Origin of the sequence: Kitasatospora sp. NPDC091335 (assembly GCF_044757205.1) — a bacterium.
In the GTDB taxonomy this organism is placed as follows: domain Bacteria; phylum Actinomycetota; class Actinomycetes; order Streptomycetales; family Streptomycetaceae; genus Kitasatospora.
Genome location: NZ_JBIVUM010000020.1, coordinates 103,906 through 128,689, shown reverse-complemented (window position 1 = coordinate 128,689; position 24,784 = coordinate 103,906). Strand labels below are relative to the sequence as shown.

Genomic DNA, 24,784 nt, shown 5'->3' with positions numbered 1-24,784 from the left:
CCGCTCCCCGGCCCGGCTTGTTCGGATGTGTCCGCGGTCAGCGCGTCAGCGCCACCACTGGACCGACTTCTCGGCGTTGATCAGGCCGGCGCCGTAGAAGCCGTTGTCGTTCACGCCGCCCTCGCAGGTGGCCTTGTAGGCACCGGTGCCGCCCGGGTTGAACTCGCCGCTCGGGCACGGGACGGACTCGGCGTGGGTGGTCAGCATCTCGGTCAGCTCGTCCGGGCTGGCCCACGGGAAGGTGCTGGCGAGCAGCGCGACCACGCCGACGGCGTGCGGGGTGGCCATCGAGGTGCCCTGCATGTAACCGTACTTGCCACCGGGGAGGGTGGAGAGGATGCGGCCGTCCTTGTCCGGGGTGTTCGGCAGCTGGTAGCGGCGGTCGCCACCGGGCGCGGTGACGGACACGACGCCCTTGCCGTAGCTGGAGTAGTACGCCTTGACGCCCTCGGAGCCCACCGAGGAGACGGCGACGACGCCGGGCAGCTCGGTCGGCAGCGACAGGCAGTCGTTGGTGATCGGGCGGGTGCCGGGGGTGGTGTCGTCCGGGCTCGCCACGTCGACGGTCTTGTGCGCCAGGTCGATGTTCTCGTTGCCCGCGGCGGCGACGTTGAGGACGCCCTTGCGCTGCGAGAAGGCGACGGCCTTGCGGACGGCGTCCGAGATCGCGGCCTGGTCCTTGTCCGTCTTGCAGTTGAACATCCACGGGTCGACGAAGTAGCTGTTGTTCGTCACCTTGAAGCCGTGCTCGCCGGCCCAGACGAAGCCGCAGACCGCGCTCTCCGGGTAGATGAACCCGCCGTCGTCGACGACCTTGACGGCGGCCAGCTTCACGTTCGGCGCGACGCCGACGATGCCCTTGCCGTTCTTGGCGGCGGCGATGGTGCCGGCCACGTGGGTGCCGTGGTCACTGTTGGTCGGCTGCCAGGCCTTCCAGTCGGTGTTCGGCTTGCCGTCGATGCAGGAGACCGACTGCGCGGCGTCCACGTTGGCGGCGAGGTCCTCGTGGGTGGCGTCGATGCCGGAGTCCAGCACGCCGACGGTGACGTTGCGGCTGCCGGTCGAGATCTTGTGCGCCTTGTCCGCACCGATCTGACGCATGTCCCACTGGTAGGCGTCGTACGGCTCCTGGCCCGCGGCGGGCGCGGCGGCCGGCTCGGCGGCGACCTCGGCCTTGCCCTGGTCGGCCGCGACGATGCCCTTGGTGCGGCTGGCACCGACCGAGTCGACGCCCTTGGCCAGGCGCAGCTTCTCGGCGAACTTGGTGTCGTTCGAGCGGGCGATCACGACGCCGATCTGCTCGTACGACTGGACCACCGTGCCGCCGAGGCCGGCGACGGCCTTCTCGACCTTCTGCACCTGCCCGTGGTTGGCCTTGGTGTTGACGACGTAGCTGAGCAGCGGACCGGTCGTCGAGTCGGCCACGGGGGCCGCGACGGCGGTGCCGGCCGGCAGCGCCAGGGCGCCGGCGGTGGCGAGCACGAGGCCCACCGCCGCATACCGGGTGCGGCTGATCCGGGGAACTCTCATGGGGGTTGGCCTCCCGAGTCGTCAGGCGGCAGCTGCGGTTGGCAGGTGCACTGGGAATGACCGGGACGCTAATGAAGATTTACTGAAAAGCGCAAGGGGTAGTCATCTAATCGTCACATCTGAACCAAGAACAGGGGTTACCGGCCCTCGGAGTTCAACAAGGGCAACAGAGTTCCAGAGTGTTAAAAAGTGATGGTTCGCCGACGTGCGGCCGCGCCCGTCACACCGGGGTTCACACCGTGGTTCACGGCGTGCTTCGCAGCACGGTCCGCAGCGTGGTCCGCGCCGCGGTGACCAGCGAGGAGCCGGCGAGGGGGCAGCGGGGGGAGCAGCCCGGATCGCAGCGCTACAACGCGTACAACCGAAGCGCGTTGCCGGCTGCGATCTGCCGCGCCACCCGCTCGGCGTCGGCCGCGGCGCAGGCGCAGTCGGCCTGCCAGCTCGCCAGCACCCCATGCAGTCCGTGTCGGAACTGACAGGTGCCCACCAAATACAGTTCGGGCAACCCGTAGGCATCGGTGGAGAACAGCAATTTCCCGAACGGGGCCAGCTCCAGCATCTCGCCCAGCACCGCCGCCACCCGCGGACCGGTGTACGAGGCCGTCAGCCCGAGGTCGGTGTACACCGTCGGGAAGGCCTGGGCCAGCCAGGCGGCCTGCCGGTGGTACGGGTAGCCGTGCAGCAGCACCAGCGGGACGCCGCTGGGCTCGGCGGCGCGCACGAAGTCCGTCAGCAGCGACGGATCGGCCCCGTGCAGTGTGAGGTCGGGGTCGCCGAAGCCGGTGTGGAGCTGGAGCGGCAGACCCAGCCCGGCGCAGACGTCCACGGCCGTCCAGAGCAGGTGGTGCAGCAGCACCGGGTCGGTCAGCCGGCCGCTCCCGCCGCGCAGGTGGGCGCCGGCCGCGGCCACCACGGCCGTACGGTCCGGGCGTTCGGCGGGGGCCGCCAGGCCGTGCCGGTAGGCGAGCACCGACTTGACCGCGACGGCCCCGGCGGCGGCCGTCGCCAGCGCCTCGGCGACGGCCGCCGGCCAGGCCTCGGCGACGGACGTCACCGTCTCGGCCACCGACTCCAGCCGGACCACCTCGTACACCGACGCCCCGGTGGCCTCGGCGAGTTCGGGCAGCGGCAGCAGCTCGTGGCCCGCGGCGGCGGTCAGCCCCGTGTCCACCAGGCAGATGTCCAGCCCGGCCGCCGCCAGCAGCCGCCGGGTGGCCTCGGGGGCGCCCAACTCCCGTCGCCGGGCCAGGTAGTCGGCCGCCGGGGCATGCGCCGGCAGGCCGAGCACGGGCGGGCACCAGCGCCGCACCGCCAGGCCCAGCGCGCTGTCGAAGGGCGAGCAACCGGGCGCGGGCGGACGGTCGGACTCGGTGAGCAGCCCGGCCAGGGCGTCGTCGGTGAGCTCGGCCGCCACCACGCTGTGGCAGTGGTGGTCGACCAGCGCGGGCTCCTCCGGCCGGGCCACCGCTCAGTACCGCCAGCGGGTCGCCGCGACCAACTCCTCGGGTGTGGCGGCGGCGTACTGCGCCTCCTCCGCCCGGCGCACCGCCAGCACCGCCTGGTGGAGCGGCTCGCCGAGCGTCTCGCGCAGCACCGCGGAACGCTCGTACGCGGCGATCGCCTCGGCTGGGCCCGCCGGCAGCCGGGGCACCGTGCCCGGCTCGGCGGCCGCCGGATCCCCGGTGAACTCCGGTGGCAGCGCGCGGCGCTGGTCCAGCCCGGCGAGGCCGGCCGCGATCACCCCGCCGACCACCAGGTACGGGTTGGCGCTCGCGTCGAAGCACTTGACCTCGGCGTTGGCGGCGGCGGCCCGCTCCCCGGTGGAGCCGGTCACCAGGCGCAGCGCGGCCTCGCGGTTCTCCAGGCCCCAGCACTGGTAGGCGCCGGCCCAGTGCCGGGGGACCAGACGCAGGTACCCGGCGGGGCTGGAGCAGCCCAGCACCAGCAGTTCGGGCAGCGCGTCGAGCACCCCGGAGAGGAAGCCCTCGGCCTCGGCGGTCAGGCCGTGCGGACCCGGGCCGCCGTGGCCGAGGTTGCGGCCCTCCCGCCAGAGGCTGACGTGCAGGTGGCCGCCGTTGCCGACGCTGCCGGCCTCGACCACCGGGGCGAAGGAGACCCGCAGGCCGTGCCGGGCGGAGACGGCCCGGACGGTGTGCCGGACCAGGACGGAGGTGTCGGCGGCGGCGACCGGGCCCTCGGGGGCGACCGAGACCTCGAACTGGCCCGGGGCGTACTCGGGGTGGATCTGGAGGACGCTCAGCCCCTGCCGGCCGAGGGCGCGCAGCACGTCGCGCAGGTAGTCGGAGAGGTCGGTGAGCCGGTGCATCCCGTACGCCGGCCCGTGCGTCGGGTAGCGCGGCTCCTCCGGTGGCGCGCCGGCCAGGGCGACCGTCCACTCGACCTCGATGCCCGCCTTGAGGCTCAGGCCGCGCGCGGCCGCCGCGGCCTCGGCTCCCCGGGCGAACAGCCGCTGGCAGCCCGGGTGCGGGGCGCCGGCCTGGGTGTACCTGTCCCCCGGGGCCCAGGCCCAGCCGGGCTGGGCGGCCAGGGGGACGATCCGGTCGAGGTCCGGGTAGAGCCTGAGGTCCCCGGTGGGGCCGCCGATGATCGGGCTGGTGGTGATCGCGTCGTCGGCGAGGAACACGTCGAAGCAGGGGGCGGTGCCGACGCCCCACTGCGCGGTGTGCACCAGGCCGTCGAGCGGCACTGCCTTGACCCGGGTGATGCCGGCGTTGTCCACCCAGGTGACGGCGACGGCCTCGACGGCCTCGGTGCGCAGCCGGTCGGCGGCCTCCTCGGCGCGCCGGGCCCGCTCGCCGCGCGGTGGCAGCGCGACGGCCGCCGCGGTGCCGAACCGTTCGGCGGCGACGGGCCGTTCGGCGGCGGGCTGCTCGGCGGGACCGGGCGCGGTGGGGCCGGCGGTGGCGGTTCCGGTGGTTCCGGTGGTCATGTCCTCATGCTGCCCCGCCGACGGGGGCCGGGTAACTCCCCTATCGGGTGGTCCGCTTGGCCGCCCTGTTCACCCGTTCACTCGTTCGGGGCGAACCTGGCGGTCAACTCCCCCGCCGTGATCCGTTCCAGGGTGTCGGGGGCGGCGTCGGTCGGGCCAGGGTGGAGCCGGTAGAGCGTGCCGCACACCCCCGCCGGGGCGGGCACGTCGGCGTGCACCAGGGCGGCGAACGCCCGGGCTCCGGTGAGGCGTTCGGCGATCAGCCGGGCGGTGTCGTCCGGCGGCCGCTCGGTGTGCCGGTCGCTCCGGCCGCCCGCCCGCAGCCGTTCGGCGAAGGCGGCCACCCGTTCGTCCGCGCCCCGGCGGTAGACGTCGAGTCCGCGGCCGGTCCGGTCGCGGACCAGCACCTCGTCGCTGCCGGCCGCGCCGACGGCGCAGGCGAGGTCCCACAGGGTGGCCCGGGTGCCGGGCGCGAAGTGGGCCGTGACGTCGGCGGCCAGTGCGCCGATCTCGGCGTGGTGCCGGGCGAGGTTGTGGAACCCGGCGGCGGCGCCCACGTCGAGGTCGGTCCAGGTGTGGCTGCGGGTCCCGAGGTCGACGATCATCGGCACGCGGATCCTGGCGCTCCCGGCGAGGTCGAACCGCTGGCGGACGCTCCCGGGGTGGAAGCCGCCGGTGCGCCGGCGGGTCGCCTCGGCAGGGGTCAGCGCCATGAACCCGGCGAAGGCCTCGGTGAGGTCCTCGAAGGGGACGTCGTTGTAGCTGAACACCACCACCACGGCGTACCGGGCACCGGCCTCGCCCAGCGCGGGCAGGTCGAGGTCGACGAACTCGGTGGCGCCGTGCGGCGGCGGGGCGCTGGTGTAGTCGCCGGAGTGGACGGCGGCGCGCGGCCCGGTGACCAGCCGGGTGTAGTCGCACAGGCCGGCGAACCGCCACTCCTCGTCGTAGAAGGCGACCGACAGGTCGAGGTCCACCCTCTGGTGCGGGCGCTGCATCCAGTGCAGGAAGAGCCGCAGCCGCTGCCCGTCCGGGAGGGGCTGCACGCTGCCGCGCGGCACCGCGACCAGGGTCCTGGCACTGGCGCGTTCGGCGAAGGGCACCACCAGGTCGGCCAGCGCGGCGTCCAGCACGGCCACCTCGTAGCGCTCCGCACCCCGGGCCGACTCACCGGCCCGGCGCAGCAGTTCGGCCTCGATCAGGGCGCAGACGGGTGCGCTGAGCGCGGCCGGGACGGGCGTTCCCGGGTCGGCGCGGGCATGCGCCGAGGCGACCCGGCCGCGCGGGAAGTACAGCCGCCGCTCGCCGTACTCGCGCGGCGCGCGCAGCCGCCCGTACGCGCCGAGCAGCGGTCCCGGGGCGACCGCGCGCAGGGCGGCGGGCAGCGCCCCGGCGAGTTCGGCGGGCAGTGGCTCGTCGGGCAGCCAGGTGGCGTGCACCCGCAGCAGGTGGTGCAGCCGGCGCACCAGTTCGCCGGGGCGGCGGGCCAGCAGTCGGACGGCGGCGGGCAGGTCGCCCTGTCCGAGGGCCTGCTCGACCCGGGCGGCGAAGGTCTCCACGGTCAGCCGGGTGTGGCCACCGGGGGCCTCCCGCCCCGCCCCCGAACGGTTTTCCGGCTCCGACCCCTTCCTACTCGCGAGTAGCCTCGCTACAGTGGCCGGACACGCACCACACCGCCGGGCTTCGGGAGCCGCACCGGCGGCAGGCCGCGGTCGCCGTTTCTCCGGCGCTCGCACGGTGCGCCTTCACCGGCAGGTGCCGCGGACCGCGGCGGGCCGGGTTCCTCCTCTCATTCAGGGTCGCTTCCTTCACCTTCGAGCGCCTGAACACCACGGCACATCCGCAGTTCGGCCGGAGCGGACCGGCGGCTGCCCGGGTGCGCCGACACCCCCGTCATCTCCCCAGCCCCCGCGCGTGGACCCTCCTCCGGCGGCTGCCGCCCCCGGCGTACGGGCGCGGCGGCGTGCCCGCCGGAGCACGCGCGGGCCCTTCATGACTAGGAGTCAGGACAGATGGAGCGTCCCTTCCCCACTGTCGCCGTCGTCGGCCTCGGCACGATGGGTGCCGGCGTCGCGGTGGCGGTCGCCAAGAGCGGCCGCCGGGTGATCGGCATCGAGGCCACCGAGGAATCGGCCGCCCGGGCGCTGGCCCGGATCAAGGAGGCCACCGCGCACGCGGTGCACCGCGAGCGGCTCACCACCGAGGAGCGCGCCGGACTGCTGGACCGAATCTCGGTCGGCCACGAGCTGGCGGCCGCCGCCGGGGCGGACCTGGTGATCGAGGAGGTGCCCGAGCAACTGGAACTGAAGCGGGAGGTCTTCGCCGAGCTGGACCGGATCTGCCCGGAGAGCACCGTGCTGGCCACCGGCACCACCGCGCTGTCGGTGACCCGGATCGCCGCCGCGACCGCCCGTCCGGAGCGGGTCCTCGGCCTGCACTTCTTCAACCCGGTGCACGGCATGAAGCTGGTCGAGGTGGTCCGCACCGTGCTGACCTCCGCGCGGACCGCCGAGGACGCCGCTGCCTTCGCCCGCGACCTGGGCAAGGAGCCGGTGGCGGCCGGCGACCGGGCCGGCTTCGTGGTGAACGGCCTGCTGTTCGCGTACCTGAACCAGGCCGCCGCGATGTTCGAGTCCAAGTACGCCTCGCGGGAGGACATCGACGCCGCGATGCGGCTCGGCTGCGGCCTGCCGATGGGACCGCTGGCGCTGCTCGACCTGATCGGCATCGACACCGCGCGCACCGTGCTGGAGGCGATGTACGAGCAGTCCAGGGACCGTCTGCACGCGCCCGCCCCGATCCTCGGCCAGCTGGTCGCGGCCGGACTGCTGGGCCGCAAGACCGGCCGCGGCTTCTACGCCTACGAGGCGCCGGGCTCGTCCAAGCCGGTGGACGCGGCGGCCGGACCCGCGCTGCCGAAGGTGCCGGGCCGGGAGGTGCGCACCGTCGGCGTCTGCGGTTCGGGGACGATGGCCACCGGTATCGCCGAGGTGTTCGCCAAGGCCGGGCGCCCGGTGCTGCTGGCCGCCCGCAGCCGGGAGAAGGCCGAGCGGGCCAAGGCGCAGCTGGCGAAGTCGCTGGAGCGTTCGGTGGCCAAGGGCCGGCTGTCCGCCGAGGCCCGGGACGCCGCGCTGGCGCTGGTCACTCCGGTCGGCCGGTACGCCGAGCTGGCCGAGGTCGACCTGGTGGTCGAGGCGGTCGCCGAGGACCTGGCGGTCAAGCGGGAGCTGTTCGCCACCCTGGACGGGATCGTCAAGCCGGGCGCGGTGCTCGCCACCACCACCTCCTCGCTGCCGGTGATCAGCTGCGCGACCGCCACCTCGCGGCCGCAGGACGTGATCGGGATGCACTTCTTCAACCCCGCCCCGGCGATGAAGCTGGTCGAGGTGGTCTCCACCGTGCTGACCGCGCCGGACGTCACCGCGACCGTGCTGGCGCTGACGGCCGAGGTCCGCAAGCACCCGGTGGAGTGCGGCGACCGGGCCGGCTTCATCGTCAACGCGCTGCTCTTCCCCTATCTGAACGACGCGGTGCGGATGCTCCAGGAGCACTACGCGACGGTGGACGACATCGACACCGCGATGAAGCTCGGCTGCGGGTACCCGATGGGTCCGTTCGAGCTGCTGGACGTGGTCGGCCTGGACGTCTCGCTCACCATCGAGCAGGTGCTGCACCAGGAGTTCCGCGAGCCCGGGCTGGCCGCCGCACCGCTGCTGGAGCACCTGGTCGCGGCGGGCTGCCTGGGCCGCAAGACCGGCCGCGGCTTCCGCGACCACGCGCGCCGGTGACCACGCCGCAGGCCGGGGGCGGCCCGTACGAGGCACCGTACGAGACGCCGCGCGAGAGCCCGTACGGGGTGTCGTACGGGTCGTCGCTCGGGGCGCAGCCGGCCGGACCGCACTCCCCCGGGCCGCAGCCACACGCGGGCGCGGCGCCGGGGAACAGCGCCCCGCCGTACGGCTCCGCGCCCTCAGCGCCCTCAGTGCCCTCCACTCGTCCCGGTTGGAGCCCGGGGACGGTGTCCTCCCGCTGGCCCCGCCCGGCGGTGGCCGGCCCGGTCACACCGGTCCGGCGGGGAAGGGCCGCGGCCGCGCCGTCCGGGCCGTGTAGCGTTCCGGACATGGATCGGGTTCAGTCAACCTCCCCGCAGCACCCCGCCGGGCCGCACCGCGGCGCCGACCGGACCGCCTCCTCGACCGGGGGCACCGGGCCTGACGGCGGGCCGGGCAGCCGCCGGGCGGCGGCGCAGCGCCAGCAGATGCGTCAGGACCTGGCCACGGCCGCGATGGAGCTGTTCGCCTCGCAGGGCTACGAGGAGACCACGGTCGACCAGATCGCGGCCGCCGCCGGGGTGGCCCGGCGCACCTTCTTCCGGTACTTCCGGTCCAAGGAGGAGGCGATCTTCCCGGACCACGACGACACCCTGGTACGGGTGGCCGACCTGCTGGCCAGCGCCGAGCCGGAGGAGCACCCGCTGGACGTGGTCTGCCGGGGCATCAAGGAGGTGCTGCGGATGTACGCCTCCACCCCGGGGGTGTCGGTCGCGCGGTACCAGCTGATCCGTCAGGTCCCGGCGCTGCGCGAACGGGAGATCGCCGTGGTGGCCCGCTACGAGCGGTTGTTCACCCGCTACCTGCTGGGGCGCTTCGACACCGGCGAGTCCATCCCGTCCGGCTGGCAGCGCGGCGGCGAGGACGACTCGATGCTGGCCGAGGTCTCCGCGGCGGCGGTGGTCGCGGCGCACAACCACGTGCTGCGGCGCTGGCTGCGGGCGGGCGGCCGGGGCGACGTGGAGGAGCAGCTGGACCACTCCTTCGAGGTGATCCGGCGAACCTTCTGGGCCTCCAGCGCACCGGGTGCCAGACGCCGGGGATCGGTGGTGGCACCGGGTGCCAGTGGGACCCCCGGGGACACCGGCGCCGAGAGCGCACTGAGTGCCAGTCCCGGAGGTGAGGTGCTCATCACAGTCGCCAGGACGGACGCTCCACTGGACGTCGTGGTGGACAGCATCCGGGCCGCACTGAGTGGCGCCCGACAGCTGTAAGCGCAGCATTCACGCAGGTCAGAGCGATATCGAGGGCCCGCGCCGAACGGTCGGCGCGGGCCTTCCCCATGCCCGCGCGACGCGCGTCACGCAGCCTCCGAAGCCGTCGGAATTCCTGGCACCCGGTGTCTTTACGAGTGGCACAGGGTGCCACTACCTTGTTACCCACCAGTCGCGGCGCCGCGGCTCCCCACCTCGGCGCGCCGCGGTCCGGCGTTCCCACACCCCGGGAACAGTGCCAGAACGGCCCGGTCCACCCCCGGGCGCCAGCCTGACCCGCCCACCACCCACTTCAGCGAAGCCGGTGTCCGCTCCCGGCTCCCCCAGACGCCCTGTGCCCCTCACACAGGTACGCCTTCGGAGGCAGCCATGCAGGAAATCCTCGACGCGATCCTCAGCCCCGACACCACGTCGGCGGACTTCGCGGCGATCAAGCTCCCCGAGTCCTACCGGGCCGTGACGCTCCACAAGGACGAGGAGCAGATGTTCGCGGGCCTCGCCAGCCGCGACAAGGACCCGCGCAAGTCCCTTCACCTCGACGACGTCGCCCTGCCCGAGCTGGGCCCGGGCGAGGCCCTGGTCGCCGTCATGGCCAGCGCGGTGAACTACAACACCGTCTGGAGCTCGATCTTCGAACCGGTCTCCACCTTCGGCTTCCTGGAGCGCTACGGCCGGCTGTCGCCGCTCACCGAGCGCCACGACCTGCCGTACCACGTGGTCGGCTCCGACCTCGCCGGCGTGGTGCTGCGCACCGGCGCCGGGGTCAACGCCTGGAAGCCGGGCGACGAGGTCGTCGCGCACTGCCTGTCGGTCGAGCTGGAGTCCCCGGACGGCCACGACGACACGATGATGGACCCGGAGCAGCGCATCTGGGGCTTCGAGACCAACTTCGGCGGTCTGGCCCAGCTGGCCCTGGTGAAGACCAACCAGCTGCTGCCCAAGCCCGGTCACCTCACCTGGGAGGAGGCCGCCTCCCCCGGCCTGGTCAACTCCACCGCCTACCGCCAGCTGGTGTCGCGCAACGGCGCCGGCATGAAGCAGGGCGACAACGTGCTGATCTGGGGCGCCAGCGGCGGCCTCGGCTCGTACGCCACCCAGTACGCGCTGGCCGGCGGCGCCACCCCGATCTGCGTGGTCTCCAGCGACCAGAAGGCCGAGATCTGCCGCGCCATGGGCGCCGAGGCGATCATCGACCGCTCGGCCGAGGGCTACCGGTTCTGGAAGGACGAGCACACCCAGGATCCGCGCGAGTGGAAGCGCCTGGGTACGAGGATCCGCGAGTTCACCGGTGGCGAGGACGTGGACATCGTCTTCGAGCACCCGGGCCGGGAGACCTTCGGCGCCTCGGTGTACGTCACCCGCAAGGGCGGCACCATCGTCACCTGCGCCTCCACCTCCGGCTTCATGCACCAGTACGACAACCGGTACCTGTGGATGTCGCTCAAGCGGATCGTCGGCTCGCACTTCGCCAACTACCGCGAGGCCTTCGAGGCCAACCGCCTGATCGCCAAGGGCAGGATCCACCCGACCCTGTCCAAGGTCTACTCCATGGAGGAGACCGGACAGGCCGCCCTGGACGTGCACCACAACAAGCACCAGGGCAAGGTCGGTGTGCTCTGCCTGGCCCCCGAAGAGGGCCTCGGCGTACGCGACGCGGAGTTCCGCGCCCGGCACGTCGACGCCATCAACCGCTTCCGCAACGTGTGAGACGGGTCCGATGACTGAGCCCCAGAAGCGTGACCGTCCCTGGCTGATGCGCACCTACGCCGGCCACTCCACCGCGAGCGACTCCAACGCGCTCTACCGGCGGAACCTGGCGAAGGGCCAGACCGGTCTGTCCGTCGCGTTCGACCTGCCGACCCAGACCGGCTACGACTCCGACCACGTGCTCGCCCGCGGCGAGGTCGGCCGGGTCGGCGTCCCGGTCGGGCACGTCGGCGACATGCGCACCCTGTTCGACGGCATCCCGCTCGAACGGACCAACACCTCCATGACGATCAACGCCACCGCGATGTGGCTGCTGGCGCTCTACCAGGTGGTCGCCGAGGAACAGGGCGCCGACGTCGCCAAGCTCACCGGCACCACCCAGAACGACATCGTCAAGGAGTACCTGTCGCGCGGGACGCACGTCTTCCCGCCCGGCCCGTCGGTGCGGCTGATCACCGACATGATCGCCTACACGGTCGGCAGCATCCCCAAGTGGAACCCGATCAACATCTGCAGCTACCACCTCCAGGAGGCCGGGGCCACGCCCGTCCAGGAGATCGCCTACGCGATGTGCACCGCCATCTCGGTGCTCGACGCCGTGCGCGACTCCGGCCAGGTGCCGGCCGAGCGGATGGGCGAGGTGGTCGCCCGGATCTCCTTCTTCGTGAACGCCGGTGTGCGCTTCGTCGAGGAGATGTGCAAGATGCGCGCCTTCGCCCGGCTGTGGGAGAAGGTCACCCTGGAGCGGTACGGCGTCACCGACCCCAAGCAGCGCCGCTTCCGCTACGGCGTCCAGGTGAACTCGCTCGGCCTGACCGAGGCCCAGCCGGAGAACAACGTCCAGCGGATCGTCCTGGAGATGCTGGCCGTCACCCTCTCCAAGGACGCCCGGGCGCGGGCCGTCCAGCTGCCCGCCTGGAACGAGGCGCTCGGCCTGCCGCGGCCCTGGGACCAGCAGTGGTCGCTGCGCATCCAGCAGGTACTGGCGTACGAGTCGGACCTGCTGGAGTACGGCGACCTCTTCAACGGCTCCGAGGTCGTCGAGACCAAGACCGCCGAGCTGCTGGCCGGTGCCGAGGCGGAGATCGCCAAGGTGCTGGAGATGGGGGCCAAGGCCGGCAACCGCGGCATCATCCCGGCCGTCGAGTCCGGCTACCTGAAGTCCAACCTGGTCGCCTCGCACGCCGCCCGCCGGGCCCGGATCGAGTCCGGCGAGGACAAGATCATCGGGGTGAACTGCTTCGACACCACCGAGCCGAGCCCGCTCACCGCCGACCTCGACACCGCGATCATGGTGGTGGACCCGGCCTCCGAGCAGTCCGTGCTCGCCGCCCTGGAGGCCTGGCGCGCCGGGCGCGACGAGACCGCCGTCCAGGCGTCGCTGGCCGAACTCAAGGCCGTCGCCGCCACCGAGGCCAACCTGATGCCGGCCACGCTCGCCTGCGCCCGGGCCGGCGTCACCACCGGAGAGTGGGCCTTCGCCCTGCGCGAGGTCTTCGGCGAGTACCGCGCCCCCACCGGCGTGGGCGGCGCCCCCGTCGCCGTGGCCGCCGAGCCCGGCGGCGAACTGGAGCAGGTCCGGGCCGCCGTCGCCGCGACCGCCGAGGAGCTGGGCGCGGGCAGACTGCGCCTGCTGGTCGGCAAGCCCGGCCTGGACGGGCACTCCAACGGCGCCGAGCAGATCGCCGTCCGGGCCCGCGACGCCGGGTTCGAGGTGGTCTACCAGGGCATCCGGCTGACCCCGGAACAGATCGTCTCCGCCGCCGTCGCGGAGGACGTGCACTGCGTGGGCCTGTCCATCCTCTCCGGCGCGCACAGCGAGCTGGTGCCCGACGTCCTGAAGCGGCTGCGCCGCGCCGGGGTGGAGGATGTCCCGGTGATCGTTGGTGGCATCATCCCGGCAGCGGACGGCGAGGCCCTCAGGGCCGCCGGCGTCGCCGCCGTGTTCACCCCGAAGGACTTCGGCATCACCACCATCATCGGCCGGATCGTGGACGAGATCCGGCTGGCCAACAAACTCCAGCCGTGGACGCCCGCACCGACCGCGGCCACGAACTGACCAGCTGACCAGCTGACCACTGGGAAGGAACCCTCGATTCTTATGACTGCTCCCCACCCGTCGCCCGCCACCACCCTTCCTCCGAGCGGCTCCGCCGCCGGCTTCGACCGTCTGCGCCCGCGCCGCTCGTGTCTCGCCGTGCCGGGCAGCAACCCGCGCTTCCTGGAGAAGGCCCAGGGCCTGCCCGCCGACCAGGTCTTCCTCGACCTGGAGGACGCCTGCGCCCCGCTGGTCAAGGAGAGCGCCCGCCACAACATCGTCGACGCGCTCAACAACGGCGACTGGGGCGGCAAGACCCGCGTCGTGCGGGTCAACGACTGGACCACGCACTGGACCTACCGGGACGTGATCACCGTGGTCGAGGGCGCCGGCCCCAACCTCGACTGCATCATGCTGCCCAAGGTCCAGGACGCCGGGCAGGTCAAGGCGCTCGACCTGCTGCTCACCCAGATCGAGAAGACCATGGGCTTCGAGGTCGGCCGGATCGGCATCGAGGCTCAGATCGAGAACGCCAAGGGCCTGATCAACGTCGACGCCATCGCCGAGGCCTCGCCCCGGCTGGAGACCATCATCTTCGGCCCCGCCGACTTCATGGCCTCCATCAACATGAAGTCGCTGGTCGTCGGCGAGCAGCCGCCGGGCTACGGCGCCGACGCCTACCACTACATCCTGATGCGCATCCTGATGGCCGCCCGCGCCAACGACCTCCAGGCGATCGACGGGCCGTACCTCCAGATCCGCAACCAGGAGGGCTACCGCGAGGTCGCCCGCCGCTCGGCCGCCCTCGGCTTCGACGGCAAGTGGGTGCTCCACCCGGACCAGGTCGCCGCCGCGAACGAGATCTACTCGCCCTCGCAGGAGGACTACGACCACGCCGAGCTGATCCTCGACGCGTACGACTACTGCACCTCCGAGGCGGGCGGCGCCAAGGGCTCCGCGATGCTCGGCGACGAGATGATCGACGAGGCCAGCCGCAAGATGGCACTGGTCGTCTCCGGCAAGGGCCGGGCCGCGGGCATGCAGCGCACCACCAAGTTCGAGATCCCGGAAAGCTGAGGGCCCGAGGCATGCAGTTCGGACGCACCTACGAGGAGTTCGAGGTCGGCGCGGTCTACAAGCACTGGCCCGGCAAGACCGTCACCGAGTACGACGACCACCTCTTCTGCCTGCTCACCATGAACCACCACCCGCTCCACATGGACACCAACTACGCGGAGAAGACGACGGACTTCGGCAGGAACGTCGTGGTGGGCAACTACGTCTACTCGCTGCTGCTGGGCATGTCCGTCCCTGACGTCTCCGGCAAGGCGATCGCCAACCTGGAGATCGAGTCGCTGCGCCACGTCGCGCCGACCTTCCACGGCGACACCGTCTACGGCGAGACCACCGTGCTCGACAAGTGGCCGTCCAAGTCCAAGGACGACCGCGGCATCGTGTACGTCGAGACCAAGGGGTACAAGCAGGACGGCACGGTCGTCTGCATCTTCCGCCGCAAGGTGATGGTGCCGACCGAGACGTACACCAAGGAGCGCGGCGGCGAGCAGCCCGGCCGTCCGACCCCGCTCTCCTGATCCTCTCCCCTTTATAAGGGGGACCCTCCGTCCGTGGAGGATCCCCCCTGCCGAGAGACCCCGGACGGGCAGGCCGCCGTCATCGGCCGCGCCCCACCCGGTACCGGGGGCCCTGCTGCCGCAGCCACGCCGGCAGGGCCCCCGCAATCCCCCCCCCCGGGGGGATTCCCCGACCTTCCGCAGACCCTCAGACCATTTCGGAGCCGCACGATGGGACGCCTCGCACAGACCGAAGGCCTCACCGAGATCCAGCGGGACATCCTCGCCACCGTGCGGGATTTCGTCGACAAGGAGATCATTCCGGTCGCGACCGAGCTGGAACACAAGGACGAGTACCCGACCGCCATCGTCGAGGGCATGAAGCAGCTCGGCCTCTTCGGTCTCACCATCCCCGAGGAGTACGGCGGCCTCGGCGAATCGCTGCTCACCTACGCCCTGGTGGTCGAGGAGATCGCCCGCGGCTGGATGTCGGTCTCCGGCATCGTGAACACCCACTTCATCGTGGCGCACATGATCAACGCCCACGGCACCCAGGAGCAGAAGGACCACTTCCTGCCGAAGATGGCGGCCGGCGAGATCCGCGGCGCCTTCTCGATGTCCGAGCCGGGCCTCGGGTCCGATGTTTCGGCCATCTCCACCAAGGGCGTCAAGGACGGGGAGTTCTACGTCCTCAACGGCCAGAAGATGTGGCTCACCAACGGCGGCACCTCCACCCTGGTAGCGGTCCTCTGCAAGACCGACGAGGGCGGCGACACCCCGTACAGGAACATGACCACCTTCCTGATCGAGAAGGAGTCCGGTTTCGGCCCGAACCCCGGGGTTCCCGGCCTGACCGTGCCCGGCAAGATCGAGAAGATGGGCTACAAGGGCGTCGACACCACCGAGCTGATCCTCCAGGACGTCCGGATCCCGGCCGACCGCGTCCTCGGCGGCGTCCCCGGCCGCGGCTTCTACCAGATGATGGACGGCGTCGAGGTCGGCCGCGTCAACGTGGCCGCCCGAGGCTGCGGCGTCGCCCGCCGCGCCTTCGAGCTCGGCATCTCCTACGCCCAGCAGCGCTCCACCTTCGGCAAGAAGATCGCCGAGCACCAGGCGATCCAGTTCAAGCTCGCCGAGATGGCCACCAAGGTCGAGGCCGCCCACCAGATGATGGTCATGGCCGCCCGCAAGAAGGACGGCGGCGAGCGCAACGACCTCGAGGCCGGCATGGCCAAGTACCTCGCCTCCGAGTACTGCAAGGAGGTCGTCGAGGACGCCTTCCGCATCCACGGCGGCTACGGCTTCTCCAAGGAGTACGAGATCGAGCGCCTCTACCGCGAGGCCCCGATGCTGCTCATCGGTGAAGGTACTGCGGAGATCCAGAAGATGATCGTCGGACGCCGGCTCCTGGAGGAGTACCGGATCGCCGAGTGACCCCCCCGGCCGCCCGTTCGACGGACCACGTCGCCGGGCGGCCCCTCGAACCGCCGGTCGACGGGCGTGCGGGCCCGTCCCGGCGGAGCGCCGTGCCCCGTCACGGGCCCGGCCTGGTCCGCCAGGGTCCGGCACGGCCCTCCGGAAGCGGCCCCAGGGCGTACAGCTGCATCGACGCGCCCTGCGGCCGCTTCCGCACACCTGCTCGCGGCCGCTACGGCCGTTACGCCCACCGGGTTCCGTTCGCCCACCCGTTGAGACAAGAGTCACCAGGCGTGTCCGGGCCCTTGGGAACCGGACCGGGCCGAGCTACGGTCGTGGGAGTGGACGCGCACACGCGCCGCCACCGGACACCTGAACGAGCAGGCGGGTTGCCCACCCACCGTGTGCTCCCGATAGCATCCACCGGGACAGCAAGCCGTCCCTCTATTACCGATTCCGCGGTGGCCCCCGTCCAGCGGCCATGATCCCCCGCGACAAAGGTCTTCGATGCCCATCAGCCCGTCCCCTCACACCTCCGTCACGGACCGCGATGCCCTCGCAGCCCCGACGGCCGGTCGGCGACCCCGCGTGACCATCGCGCGCGGAGCCACCCCCTGGTTCGTCCCCACCCTCGCCACGGCCGCCGTGACCACCGCCCTCACCAGGCGCAGCGGCAAGTGGGCCCTGGCTGCGGTACCCGCCTGCGCACTCGGCGCCGGCATGCTGTGGTTCTTCCGCGACCCCGAGCGTGAGATCGGCACGGGCAGAGTGATCTCCCCCGCCGACGGCGTGGTGCAGAGCATCGATGCCTGGCCGGACGGCCGCACCCGGGTCGCGATCTTCATGAGTCCGCTGAACGTCCACGTCAACCGCGCGCCCCTGCCGGGCACGGTGACGTCGGTCGAGCACGTCGCGGGCGGCTTCGTCCCCGCGTTCAACAAGGACAGCGACCAGAACGAGCGGGTCGTCTGGCACTTCGACACCGAGCTCGGCGACATCGAGATGGTCCAGATCGCGGGGGCCGTGGCCCGCCGCATCGTGCCGTACGTCGACGCCGGTACCAAGGTCGAGCAGGGCGACCGGATCGGTCTGATCCGGTTCGGGTCCCGGGTCGACACCTACCTGCCGGTCGGCGTCGAGGTCGGCGTCGAGGTCGGCCAGAAGACCACAGCCGGGGTGACGCGCCTTGACCGTGACTGATCCTGAGACAATCGTCGGCCTGGACGACGAGGAGACGGCCCTGCGCCGCCGCCGCTGGGCGCGCGACCGCGAGCTGCGCGCTCCGCGCTCTCCCCAGCACCTGTCCACCGCCGACTTCCTGACCCTGGGGAACGCCGTCTGCGGCTTCCTGGCGATCTACTCGATCACCACCGGGGTCCTGGTCCCGCACATCACCAACCCGGACGCCGCTCCGGACCGGCACAGCGCCGCCACCGCGGTCACACTGCTGCTGATCGGCTCGATGTGCGACCTCTTCGACGGCCTGGTGGCGCGCAAGCTGCGTTCCTCGGCCCTCGGGGCGGAACTGGACAACCTGGCGGACCTGATCAGCTTCGGCATCGCGCCGGCCTACTTCGTCGCGGTCTGGGGCATGGTCTCCCAGGGTTCCAACAGCAAGCTGTCGGCGCTCATCGCCATCACCGTGCTGCTCGCCGTGGTGCTGCGGCTGGCCCGCTTCTCGGCCGTGAAGATGCGGCCCGGGGTGTTCCAGGGCATGCCCTGCCCGATGGGCGCGATGACGGTGATCGCCATCGTGCTGCTCGACCCGCCGTTCCTGCCCGGTCTGCTCGCCATCTTCGGCGCGGCGTACCTGATGGTCAGCCGGATCGAGTACCCGAAGCCGCAGGGGCTGCTGGCCACCGCCACGCTCTGCTGGATCGTGGTCTCCATCGGCTGCCTGGCCGCGTGGGCCACCGGCCTGCCCGGCGGCGACAGGCTGATGCACGTCGGTGCGTTCGCCCAGATCACCCTCGCCGCGATGGCGCCGCTGCTGGTCATCCGCCGCAAGGTGGGGCAGAAGGTCGGCGACGTCCGCGCCCGGCGGGCGGAGTCGCGGGTCGGCTGATCCCCGCAATTGTCATAAGAGTCAGGGCCCGGAACCTGTTGGTTCCGGGCCCTTCCTCGTGTGTCACAACAGCCGGGACAGCCGGGGCGTCGTCGGTACGGGCTCAGACACCGTCGGTACGGACGCCGGGGCGGCCGTCGCTGCGGACCCCGGACTCCTCCGCAATTGTCATAAAACTCAGGCGCCCCCGGTGTGCACGCTGAACGCCGAGCGCCGCGCCGCCCGGGCCACGACCGGGTCCGGGTGCACGCCCGAGACCGCCGTCAGCACCGAGGCCGCCCGCGGGTGCCCGGACTGCCGGGCCCTGGCGAAGAGCCGGACCGGGTCGCCGGCCGAGGCGCCCTCGACGTGGCCCACCAGCAGCTCCGTCTCACCGTGGTCGAGCACCGCGGCCGCGGTGTCCACCCAGAGCCAGGCCGCATCCTCCGCACCCAGCACGTCCGCCGGGGAGACGCCCTCGTCCGCGCGCTCCGCCAGCCAGAGCAGCGCGTAAGGACGCAGCACCGGCTCGTCCACCGACGCGCGCACCGCCTGCTCGGCCGGACCCCCGGCCACCCGCAGCGCCTCGAAGGCGAGCCCGCGCACCAGCGCGTCGTCGCCCTGAGCGGCGTCCAGCAGCTCGCCCACCGCCCGGTCCGCCGGACGCGCCGCGACCCAGGCGCGGAACTCGGCGCGGGCCGGGCCCGGCGAGTAGTCCGCACAGGCGTTCAGCAGCTCGAAGGCGCTCTGCTCGATGTGCCCGGCCGCGGTCTGCGCGACCGTGCAGATCTCCTCCAGCTTCGCCCGCACCGCCCAGTGGCCGAGCGGCGACAGCTCTGCGGCATCGTTCCTGCGCACCAGGGCGCCGACCGCCGCCAGGCCGTCCAGCATCCAGTCCAGGACGGCGGCCACGTCGGAGGGCGCGGGCGGGGTGTCGATCTGCGGCGCCCGGCAGGTGCCGCGGACGGCGGAGACGGCGGAGGCGGCGTGCGGCACGGGCGACAGGCCCGGACCGCCGAGACCGGCGCCGACCCGTCGCTCGTCCAGTCCGCGGCGCAGCAGCTCCAGCAGCTCGCTCTCGGCGACCGGGCCGTCCACCAGGTGCAGGAAGGAGAGCAGCTGCGGGGCCTGGTCCACGGCCTGCCCGGCCAGTACGGCGAACACGCCGCGCAGCGCGGCGGGCGGCACCGGGGCGAGCAGGGTCCAGGCGTCGAACAGCGCCGACCAGCCTCGCACCACGGCCTCGTCGTCGTGCTCCCAGGCGTGCAGGCGCCAGCCGGGGCCGGCTCCGCCGTCCCGGGCCTCCACCAGGCCGACCAGCAGCGCCTGTCCCCAGGCCTTGGCGGCGGCGCCGACGGTCATGGCCAGCGCCCGGCCCGCCGTCCGGGCGTCGTCCGGGAGCAGTTCGCCGCGCTTGTCGACCTCGGACAGCTCGCCGGCCCAGCGGGCGATCCGGACGGCGTCGACCAGCATCCGGCGGGCCAGCGGCGCCAGCTCGGAGGGTGCCGGGAAGCCCTCCGGCACGGGAACCCGGCCCCGACCGGGAGCCGGAGCGGGCCCTCGTCGCCGGGGTACTCCGTTACGGGGGACACCCGCCCCGCCCTGCCTGCCACCGGCGGGCCGTTGGGCCGTTCCGGGGAGACGGGTCACCGTCGCACCGGTACCGATCGTCGGCGGGAGCGGGGCATCACGGTCGCGCGGGTTCCGAGACGTCACGTCGAGCAGTCTTCCCCTTGTACCGGCCTTCTGTCACATCCGGTTGTCCGTACGACCGGGCGACCGCCTGTGCCACCTCCGCAAGATCGGGCAACCACGGCAAACTGCCTGGCCGGAAACGTGTGACACGGCCATGCCACCCAAGGCGCCTCCGTCGCCGGGAATGTCCGACCGGTCACACTGTGTAGCGACAGGGGTTGAGAGGAGGGGCAAGTTTTTGCCCCGGCCGAGGGGGTGGATTTCCTGGGGGAATCCCGTTCCGCCAACGCCCGGCGGGGCTGTCCAGCCCCAATCCGGACGGATGGCGCACGGACCGGCGGGGTCATAGTGCACGAGAAGTCGGCCGGTTCGACTTCTCGTGCCGCCCGGCGAAATAGAGAAACGTTCATTCGTGAACAGGTGAAGCTCTCGGGAAAAGCGCCGGAGCCCGGCGGGCCTCTCCCCCACGGGCACGTCCCGCCCTAGAGAAGCGGTGTGAGCCAGCGGCGGAGAAGCTCCGTGTAGTGATCGGGGGAGGCGTTCCAGAGGGTGGCGTGGCCGGCGCCGGGGAACGCCCGGAGGCTGACCACGTCGGGGTGGGCGGCGGCCAGCTTCTCGGCGGTGCGGAAGGGGGCGATCGGATCTGCCGGACTGTGCAGGAGGAGGGTGGGGACGCGCAGGTCGGTGCCCTCGGCGATCCGGCTGAAGTCGGCGAGGTCGACGCCGGTGCGACCCTCCGCGGCGAGGGCGCCGAGTTCGGCGGCGACGCCCCGGAAGCCGGCCCGGGCGGCGTCCCGGCGGGCGGAGGCCGGCAGGTCGAGCACGGGCGAGTCGAGGATCAGCCCGCGGATGGCGTACGACCAGGCCGAGCGGGCCGCCGTCTGGAGGACCATGGTGGCGCCGAGGGACCAGCCGTAGAGGATCACCTTGCCCGCACCGTTGTCGAGTGCCAGCCGTACCGCCGACTCGATGTCGCGCCACTCGGTCTCGCCGAAGTGGCTGAGCCCGTCCGGGGAGGCGGGGGCACCCTCGTCACCGCGGTAGGTGACGGCGAGGACGGGCAGCCTGAGCCGGTCGAGGACGGGGAGCACCGGGAGGGTCTGTCCGCGGTCGGACTCCGGGCCGTGCACCAGGATCACCCAGGTGCCGCGCCGGCCGTCGAGTCGCCAGGCGGGCAGGGCGCCGAGTTCGCCGTCCGCCGTGGTGTCGGTGAAGGCGAGGCCGAGCGCCTCGGTGGGGTCGCCGAGGTGGACGCGGGGAGTGAAGCGAACCTCGGTGCCGGGGGTGAGGGTGCCCAGGTCGGCGCGGACCAGCCGGCGGGTGACGCTCTGCTCGTCGCGGTGCAGGACCTCCTCGACGACCGCGTGCCCGCCGTCCGCCCACTCGACCGCCCAGCGGCCGGGGCGCAGGCTCTCGGGACCGCGGGAGAAGGTGATCCGTCCGGGAGCGAGACCGCGGACCACGACCGGCCCGGACTCCTGGACGGCGGTCGCCGGACGGACCATCCGCTCGGAGGCCCGGCGGCCGACCACCAGCACGGCGGCCCCGACCGCGGCGGCCGCCACGACGGCGGCGGTTCCCCAACGCATTTCGCTCCCCGCTCTGTTGCTCACGCACCGGACGGTGCTCGGGCACCAGTTCACCGGCGCCCCGCCCGCCCGGCCACCGGACTGGGCCATCCGGGTCATGCGGGCGATGCCCCGGCGGTGCTGAGGAGGTGCCAGAAGCCCGTGGCGAGGAGGACGGGGGCGATCGGAGGTACCCAGGCGGAAGGGGACGGGCTCGTCCCGGTGAAAAGTCACAAGAGTCACGAGAGTGGTGGGAGTGGCGAGACTGGCGACGGGAGCCGGCGAGAGCGGACCGGGCCGGTGCCGGGTCGGGCGATCGGAGGGGGCGTCAGCGATGTCCGGGTGTGACCAACCCCTCCGTGACCTCGGTTGACTCCCGGTTCTGGCCCGTGATGGGATCCTGGGGCCAAACGGAGGGCATGGAGAGGAAGCCGGTGGAAGTCCGGCGCGGTCCCGCCACTGTCACCGGGGAGCACGCTCGGAACATCGCCACGGCGGGCCGTCGAAGGCCGCTGGAAGGCTCCGAGGGTGCGTCCGACCCGGAAGCCAGGAGACTCTCGCCCCCGTCACGTCGATCCAGGGCGCGGACCCTGAGTGAGGACACGCACCCGATGCAGGCTGCCCCGCCCCGCCGGACTTCGAGCTGCCTTCCGCCGTGCGCCCGCTGACCCCGCGCCCGCTGACCCGCGCCGCCGCGTTCGCGCTCGGCGCCGTCGCGGGCCACGCCGCGGACGCCCGCTTCGGCGACCCCCGCCGGGGCCACCCGGTGGCCGCCTTCGGCAGCGCCGCGACCGCCCTGGAGCGACGGCTGTGGCGCGACGACCGCGCCGCCGGAGCCGGGTACACGGCGCTGTGCGTCGGCGCGGTCGCGGCGGGCGCGCTCGCCCTGGACCGTACGGTGGGCCGGCGCCCGCTGGGCCGGGCGGCGCTGGCGGCGGCCGCGACCTGGACGGTGCTCGGCGGCACCTCGCTGACCCGGGAGGCCCGCACCATCGGCCGCTCGCTGGCCGCGGGCGACCTCGCGGCCGCCCGCGAGCGGCTGCCGCACCTGTGCGGACGGGACCCGAGCGCACTGGACGAGCAGCAGATCGCCCGGGCGGTGGTCGAGTCGGTGGCCGAGAACACCGCCGACGCCGTGGTGAACGCGCTGACCTGGGGCGCCCTGGCCGGCACCCCCGGTCTGCTGGCCTTCCGCGCCGTGAACACCCTGGACGCCATGGTGGGCCACCGCTCGCCGCGCCACACCCGGTTCGGCTGGGCCTCGGCCCGGCTGGACGACCTGGCGGGCTGGCCGGGCGCCCGGCTGACGGCGCTGCTGACGGTGGCCGCCGCGCCCGAGCCCAGGACGGCCTGGCGGGTCTGGCGGCGGGACGGCTCCGCGCATCCGAGCCCGAACGCGGGCCAGGCGGAGGCGGCCTTCGCCGGCGCGGTGGGCGTTCGGCTGGGCGGGACGCTCCGGTACGGCGAGCGGGTGGAGCACCGTCCGGTGCTGGGCGCGGAGCTGCGCCCGGTGACGGTGGACGACATCGAGCGGGCCTGCGCGCTGTCCCGGCGGGTGGGCGCACTGGCGCTGGGTACGACGGTCTCGGGGCACGTCCTGCTGCGGGCGTTCCTGGGGAAGAAGAGGGGAAGGGCATGACGAACGCGCTGCTGGTCGCGGGGACGACCTCGGACGCGGGCAAGAGCGTGGTGACGGCCGGGATCTGCCGTTGGCTCGTCCGCCAGGGTGTGCGGGTCGCGCCGTTCAAGGCGCAGAACATGTCGCTCAACTCCTTCGTCACCGCCGGCGGCGCCGAGATCGGCCGCGCCCAGGCGATGCAGGCGCAGGCCGCCCGGGTGGAGCCGGAGGCGGCGATGAACCCGGTGCTGCTCAAACCGGGCGCGGACGGCCGCAGCCAGGTGGTGCTGCTCGGCAGAGCGGTCGCCGAGGTGGGCGCGCTGGACTACCGCGAGCGCAAGCCCGTCCTGCTGGAGCGCGCCCTGGAGTGCCTGGCCGACCTGCGCCGCCGCTACGACGTGGTCGTCTGCGAGGGCGCCGGCTCGCCCGCCGAGATCAACCTGCGCGACCGCGACATCGCCAACATGGGCCTGGCCACGGCCGCCGCCCTGCCGGTGGTGGTGGTCGGGGACATCGACCGCGGCGGGGTCTTCGCGGCGATGTACGGGACGCTGGCGCTGCTCTCGGCGGAGGACCAGCGGCACGTGGCGGGCTGGTTCGTCAACAAGTTCCGCGGCGACGCGCGGCTGCTGGCGCCCGGGCTGGAGATGCTGCACGAGCTGACCGGCCGTCCGGTGCTGGGCACCCTGCCGATGCTGCCGGGGCTGTGGCTGGACGCCGAGGACTCGCTGGACCTGTCCACCGTGGTGGACCGGGTGGACGGCCGCGGGCCGCTCGGCGCGGACGTGCTGCGGGTGACCGTGGTGCGCTTCCCGCGGCTGTCCAACTTCACCGACCTGGACGCGCTCGCGCAGGAGCCGGGCGTGCTGGTGCGCTGGGCGACCCGGCCGGAGGAGCTGGCCGACGCCGACCTGGTGGTGCTGCCCGGCACCCGGGCCACCGTCGCGGACCTCGCCTGGCTGCGCGAACGCGGCCTGGAGCCGGCCCTGAGGGCGCGGGCGGCGGCCGGGCTGCCGCTCCTCGGCGTCTGCGGCGGCTACCAGATGCTGGGGCGCTCGATCGTGGACGAGGTCGAGTCGAAGGCGGGCGCCGTCGAGGGTCTCGGCCTGCTGCCGACGCACGTGCGGTTCGGCGTGGAGAAGGTGCTGGCGCGGCCGGTCGGCGAGGCGTTCGGTCAGCGGGTGGAGGGCTACGAGATCCACCACGGGGTGGTGACGGTCGAGGGCGGCGGGGAGGTGTTCCTCTCCGATGGCCACGGGCAGGGCCTGGACGGCTGCCGGGTGGGCTCGGTCTGGGGCACGACCTGGCACGGCGCGCTGGAGAACGACGGGTTCCGCCGCGAATTCCTGCGCGAGGTGGCCGGGTTGGCCGGCCGGGCGTTCGTCGCGGCGCCGGACACCTCCTTCGCCGCGGCGCGCGAGGCCCGGCTGGACCGGCTGGGCGACCTGATCGAGGAGCACGCCGACACCGACGCGCTGTGGAAGCTGATCGAGGGCGGAGTGCCGGCGGCCGGATCGCTGCCGTTCGTCCCGCCCGGGGCCCCTGGGAGTGACGCATGAGCCGGACAGGACCGCGAGACCAGGCTGGTCCGCAGAGCCAGGTT

Annotated in this window: 17 protein-coding genes and 1 riboswitch; of the genes, 11 read left to right on the top strand and 6 right to left on the bottom strand. The window is 73.0% G+C overall.

The features are described from left to right. Positions 1 to 45: 45 nt before the first annotated feature. The 4 genes from ACIQOW_RS33055 to ACIQOW_RS33040 all read right to left on the bottom strand — a co-directional run bounded on the left by ACIQOW_RS33055 (position 46) and on the right by ACIQOW_RS33040 (position 6,039). Positions 46 to 1,530 (bottom strand): S8 family peptidase, encoded by a 1,485-nt coding sequence (locus ACIQOW_RS33055; protein WP_401091213.1) that lies wholly within the window; start codon positions 1,528 to 1,530, stop codon positions 46 to 48. Positions 1,531 to 1,876: 346 nt separating this feature from the next. Next, positions 1,877 to 2,995 carry an amidohydrolase family protein gene (locus ACIQOW_RS33050; RefSeq protein WP_401091211.1) on the bottom strand — a complete coding sequence of 373 codons (1,119 nt, stop codon included), beginning with the start codon at positions 2,993 to 2,995 and terminating at the stop codon, positions 1,877 to 1,879. A 3-nt stretch (positions 2,996 to 2,998) separates the two neighbouring features. Continuing rightward, positions 2,999 to 4,480, bottom strand: coding sequence for a glutamine synthetase (locus tag ACIQOW_RS33045; protein ID WP_401091210.1), 1,482 nt, complete (start codon positions 4,478 to 4,480; stop codon positions 2,999 to 3,001). Between the two features lie 77 nt (positions 4,481 to 4,557). Further along, positions 4,558 to 6,039 carry a hypothetical protein gene (locus ACIQOW_RS33040; RefSeq protein WP_401091208.1) on the bottom strand — a complete coding sequence of 494 codons (1,482 nt, stop codon included), beginning with the start codon at positions 6,037 to 6,039 and terminating at the stop codon, positions 4,558 to 4,560. A gap of 453 nt (positions 6,040 to 6,492) precedes the next feature. Between ACIQOW_RS33040 and ACIQOW_RS33035 the strand changes: the two genes are divergently transcribed. The 9 genes from ACIQOW_RS33035 to ACIQOW_RS32995 all read left to right on the top strand — a co-directional run bounded on the left by ACIQOW_RS33035 (position 6,493) and on the right by ACIQOW_RS32995 (position 18,321). Beyond that, the gene (locus tag ACIQOW_RS33035; RefSeq protein ID WP_401091206.1) at positions 6,493 to 8,268 is read left to right on the top strand and encodes a 3-hydroxyacyl-CoA dehydrogenase family protein; all 1,776 of its coding nucleotides are present in this window, start codon (positions 6,493 to 6,495) and stop codon (positions 8,266 to 8,268) included. A gap of 332 nt (positions 8,269 to 8,600) precedes the next feature. Then, complete coding sequence (locus ACIQOW_RS33030; RefSeq protein WP_401091204.1) at positions 8,601 to 9,524, top strand: TetR family transcriptional regulator; 924 nt, start codon at positions 8,601 to 8,603, stop codon at positions 9,522 to 9,524. 369 nt (positions 9,525 to 9,893) lie between these two features. Further along, positions 9,894 to 11,231 (top strand): crotonyl-CoA carboxylase/reductase, encoded by a 1,338-nt coding sequence (gene ccrA / locus ACIQOW_RS33025; protein ID WP_401091202.1) that lies wholly within the window; start codon positions 9,894 to 9,896, stop codon positions 11,229 to 11,231. A 10-nt stretch (positions 11,232 to 11,241) separates the two neighbouring features. Further along, on the top strand, positions 11,242 to 13,290 hold the full coding sequence (locus tag ACIQOW_RS33020) for a protein meaA (RefSeq protein ID WP_188297305.1): 2,049 nt from the start codon (positions 11,242 to 11,244) through the stop codon (positions 13,288 to 13,290). 42 nt (positions 13,291 to 13,332) lie between these two features. Then, positions 13,333 to 14,346: an HpcH/HpaI aldolase/citrate lyase family protein gene (locus ACIQOW_RS33015; protein ID WP_401091200.1), complete on the top strand. Its 1,014-nt coding sequence runs from the start codon at positions 13,333 to 13,335 to the stop codon at positions 14,344 to 14,346. An 11-nt stretch (positions 14,347 to 14,357) separates the two neighbouring features. After that, positions 14,358 to 14,861 carry a MaoC family dehydratase gene (locus ACIQOW_RS33010; RefSeq protein WP_401091198.1) on the top strand — a complete coding sequence of 168 codons (504 nt, stop codon included), beginning with the start codon at positions 14,358 to 14,360 and terminating at the stop codon, positions 14,859 to 14,861. A gap of 210 nt (positions 14,862 to 15,071) precedes the next feature. Continuing rightward, entirely contained in the window at positions 15,072 to 16,274 is a 1,203-nt protein-coding gene (locus tag ACIQOW_RS33005; protein WP_401091196.1) for an acyl-CoA dehydrogenase family protein, read from the top strand. Between the two features lie 489 nt (positions 16,275 to 16,763). Continuing rightward, positions 16,764 to 17,456, top strand: coding sequence for a phosphatidylserine decarboxylase (locus ACIQOW_RS33000; RefSeq protein WP_401091194.1), 693 nt, complete (start codon positions 16,764 to 16,766; stop codon positions 17,454 to 17,456). Beyond that, the gene (locus tag ACIQOW_RS32995) at positions 17,443 to 18,321 is read left to right on the top strand and encodes a CDP-alcohol phosphatidyltransferase family protein (protein WP_401091193.1); all 879 of its coding nucleotides are present in this window, start codon (positions 17,443 to 17,445) and stop codon (positions 18,319 to 18,321) included. Before ACIQOW_RS33000 ends, ACIQOW_RS32995 begins: the two co-directional genes overlap by 14 nt. Positions 18,322 to 18,498: 177 nt before the next feature. On the opposite strand, the gene ACIQOW_RS32990 is transcribed toward ACIQOW_RS32995, so the two are convergent. Both ACIQOW_RS32990 and ACIQOW_RS32985 read right to left on the bottom strand, forming a co-directional pair. Then, on the bottom strand, positions 18,499 to 19,824 hold the full coding sequence (locus ACIQOW_RS32990) for a hypothetical protein (protein ID WP_188297309.1): 1,326 nt from the start codon (positions 19,822 to 19,824) through the stop codon (positions 18,499 to 18,501). 653 nt (positions 19,825 to 20,477) lie between these two features. Further along, entirely contained in the window at positions 20,478 to 21,584 is a 1,107-nt protein-coding gene (locus ACIQOW_RS32985; protein ID WP_401091191.1) for an alpha/beta hydrolase family protein, read from the bottom strand. A 402-nt stretch (positions 21,585 to 21,986) separates the two neighbouring features. Then, positions 21,987 to 22,120, top strand: a riboswitch (cobalamin riboswitch). Between the two features lie 98 nt (positions 22,121 to 22,218). Between ACIQOW_RS32985 and ACIQOW_RS32980 the strand changes: the two genes are divergently transcribed. Then, positions 22,219 to 23,202 carry a cobalamin biosynthesis protein gene (locus tag ACIQOW_RS32980; RefSeq protein WP_401091189.1) on the top strand — a complete coding sequence of 328 codons (984 nt, stop codon included), beginning with the start codon at positions 22,219 to 22,221 and terminating at the stop codon, positions 23,200 to 23,202. Continuing rightward, positions 23,199 to 24,740, top strand: a complete 1,542-nt coding sequence (locus ACIQOW_RS32975; protein WP_401091187.1) for a cobyric acid synthase — start codon at positions 23,199 to 23,201, stop codon at positions 24,738 to 24,740. Before ACIQOW_RS32980 ends, ACIQOW_RS32975 begins: the two co-directional genes overlap by 4 nt. The last annotated feature ends 44 nt before the right edge of the window (positions 24,741 to 24,784 follow it).

Excerpts from the sequence above, each read along its gene's own strand:
- ACIQOW_RS33030 (WP_401091204.1), top strand. The coding sequence starts at position 8,601 with ATGGATCGGGTTCAGTCAACCTCCCCGCAGCACCCCGCCGGGCCGCAC.
- ACIQOW_RS33035 (WP_401091206.1), top strand. The coding sequence starts at position 6,493 with ATGGAGCGTCCCTTCCCCACTGTCGCCGTCGTCGGCCTCGGCACGATG.
- ACIQOW_RS33010 (WP_401091198.1), top strand. The coding sequence starts at position 14,358 with ATGCAGTTCGGACGCACCTACGAGGAGTTCGAGGTCGGCGCGGTCTAC.
- ACIQOW_RS33020 (WP_188297305.1), top strand. The coding sequence starts at position 11,242 with ATGACTGAGCCCCAGAAGCGTGACCGTCCCTGGCTGATGCGCACCTAC.
- ACIQOW_RS33045 (WP_401091210.1), bottom strand. The coding sequence starts at position 4,480 with ATGACCACCGGAACCACCGGAACCGCCACCGCCGGCCCCACCGCGCCC.
- ACIQOW_RS32975 (WP_401091187.1), top strand. The coding sequence starts at position 23,199 with ATGACGAACGCGCTGCTGGTCGCGGGGACGACCTCGGACGCGGGCAAG.
- ACIQOW_RS32985 (WP_401091191.1), bottom strand. The coding sequence starts at position 21,584 with ATGCGTTGGGGAACCGCCGCCGTCGTGGCGGCCGCCGCGGTCGGGGCC.
- ACIQOW_RS33015 (WP_401091200.1), top strand. The coding sequence starts at position 13,333 with ATGACTGCTCCCCACCCGTCGCCCGCCACCACCCTTCCTCCGAGCGGC.
- ACIQOW_RS33005 (WP_401091196.1), top strand. The coding sequence starts at position 15,072 with ATGGGACGCCTCGCACAGACCGAAGGCCTCACCGAGATCCAGCGGGAC.
- ACIQOW_RS33000 (WP_401091194.1), top strand. The coding sequence starts at position 16,764 with ATGCCCATCAGCCCGTCCCCTCACACCTCCGTCACGGACCGCGATGCC.
- ACIQOW_RS33055 (WP_401091213.1), bottom strand. The coding sequence starts at position 1,530 with ATGAGAGTTCCCCGGATCAGCCGCACCCGGTATGCGGCGGTGGGCCTC.
- ccrA (WP_401091202.1), top strand. The coding sequence starts at position 9,894 with ATGCAGGAAATCCTCGACGCGATCCTCAGCCCCGACACCACGTCGGCG.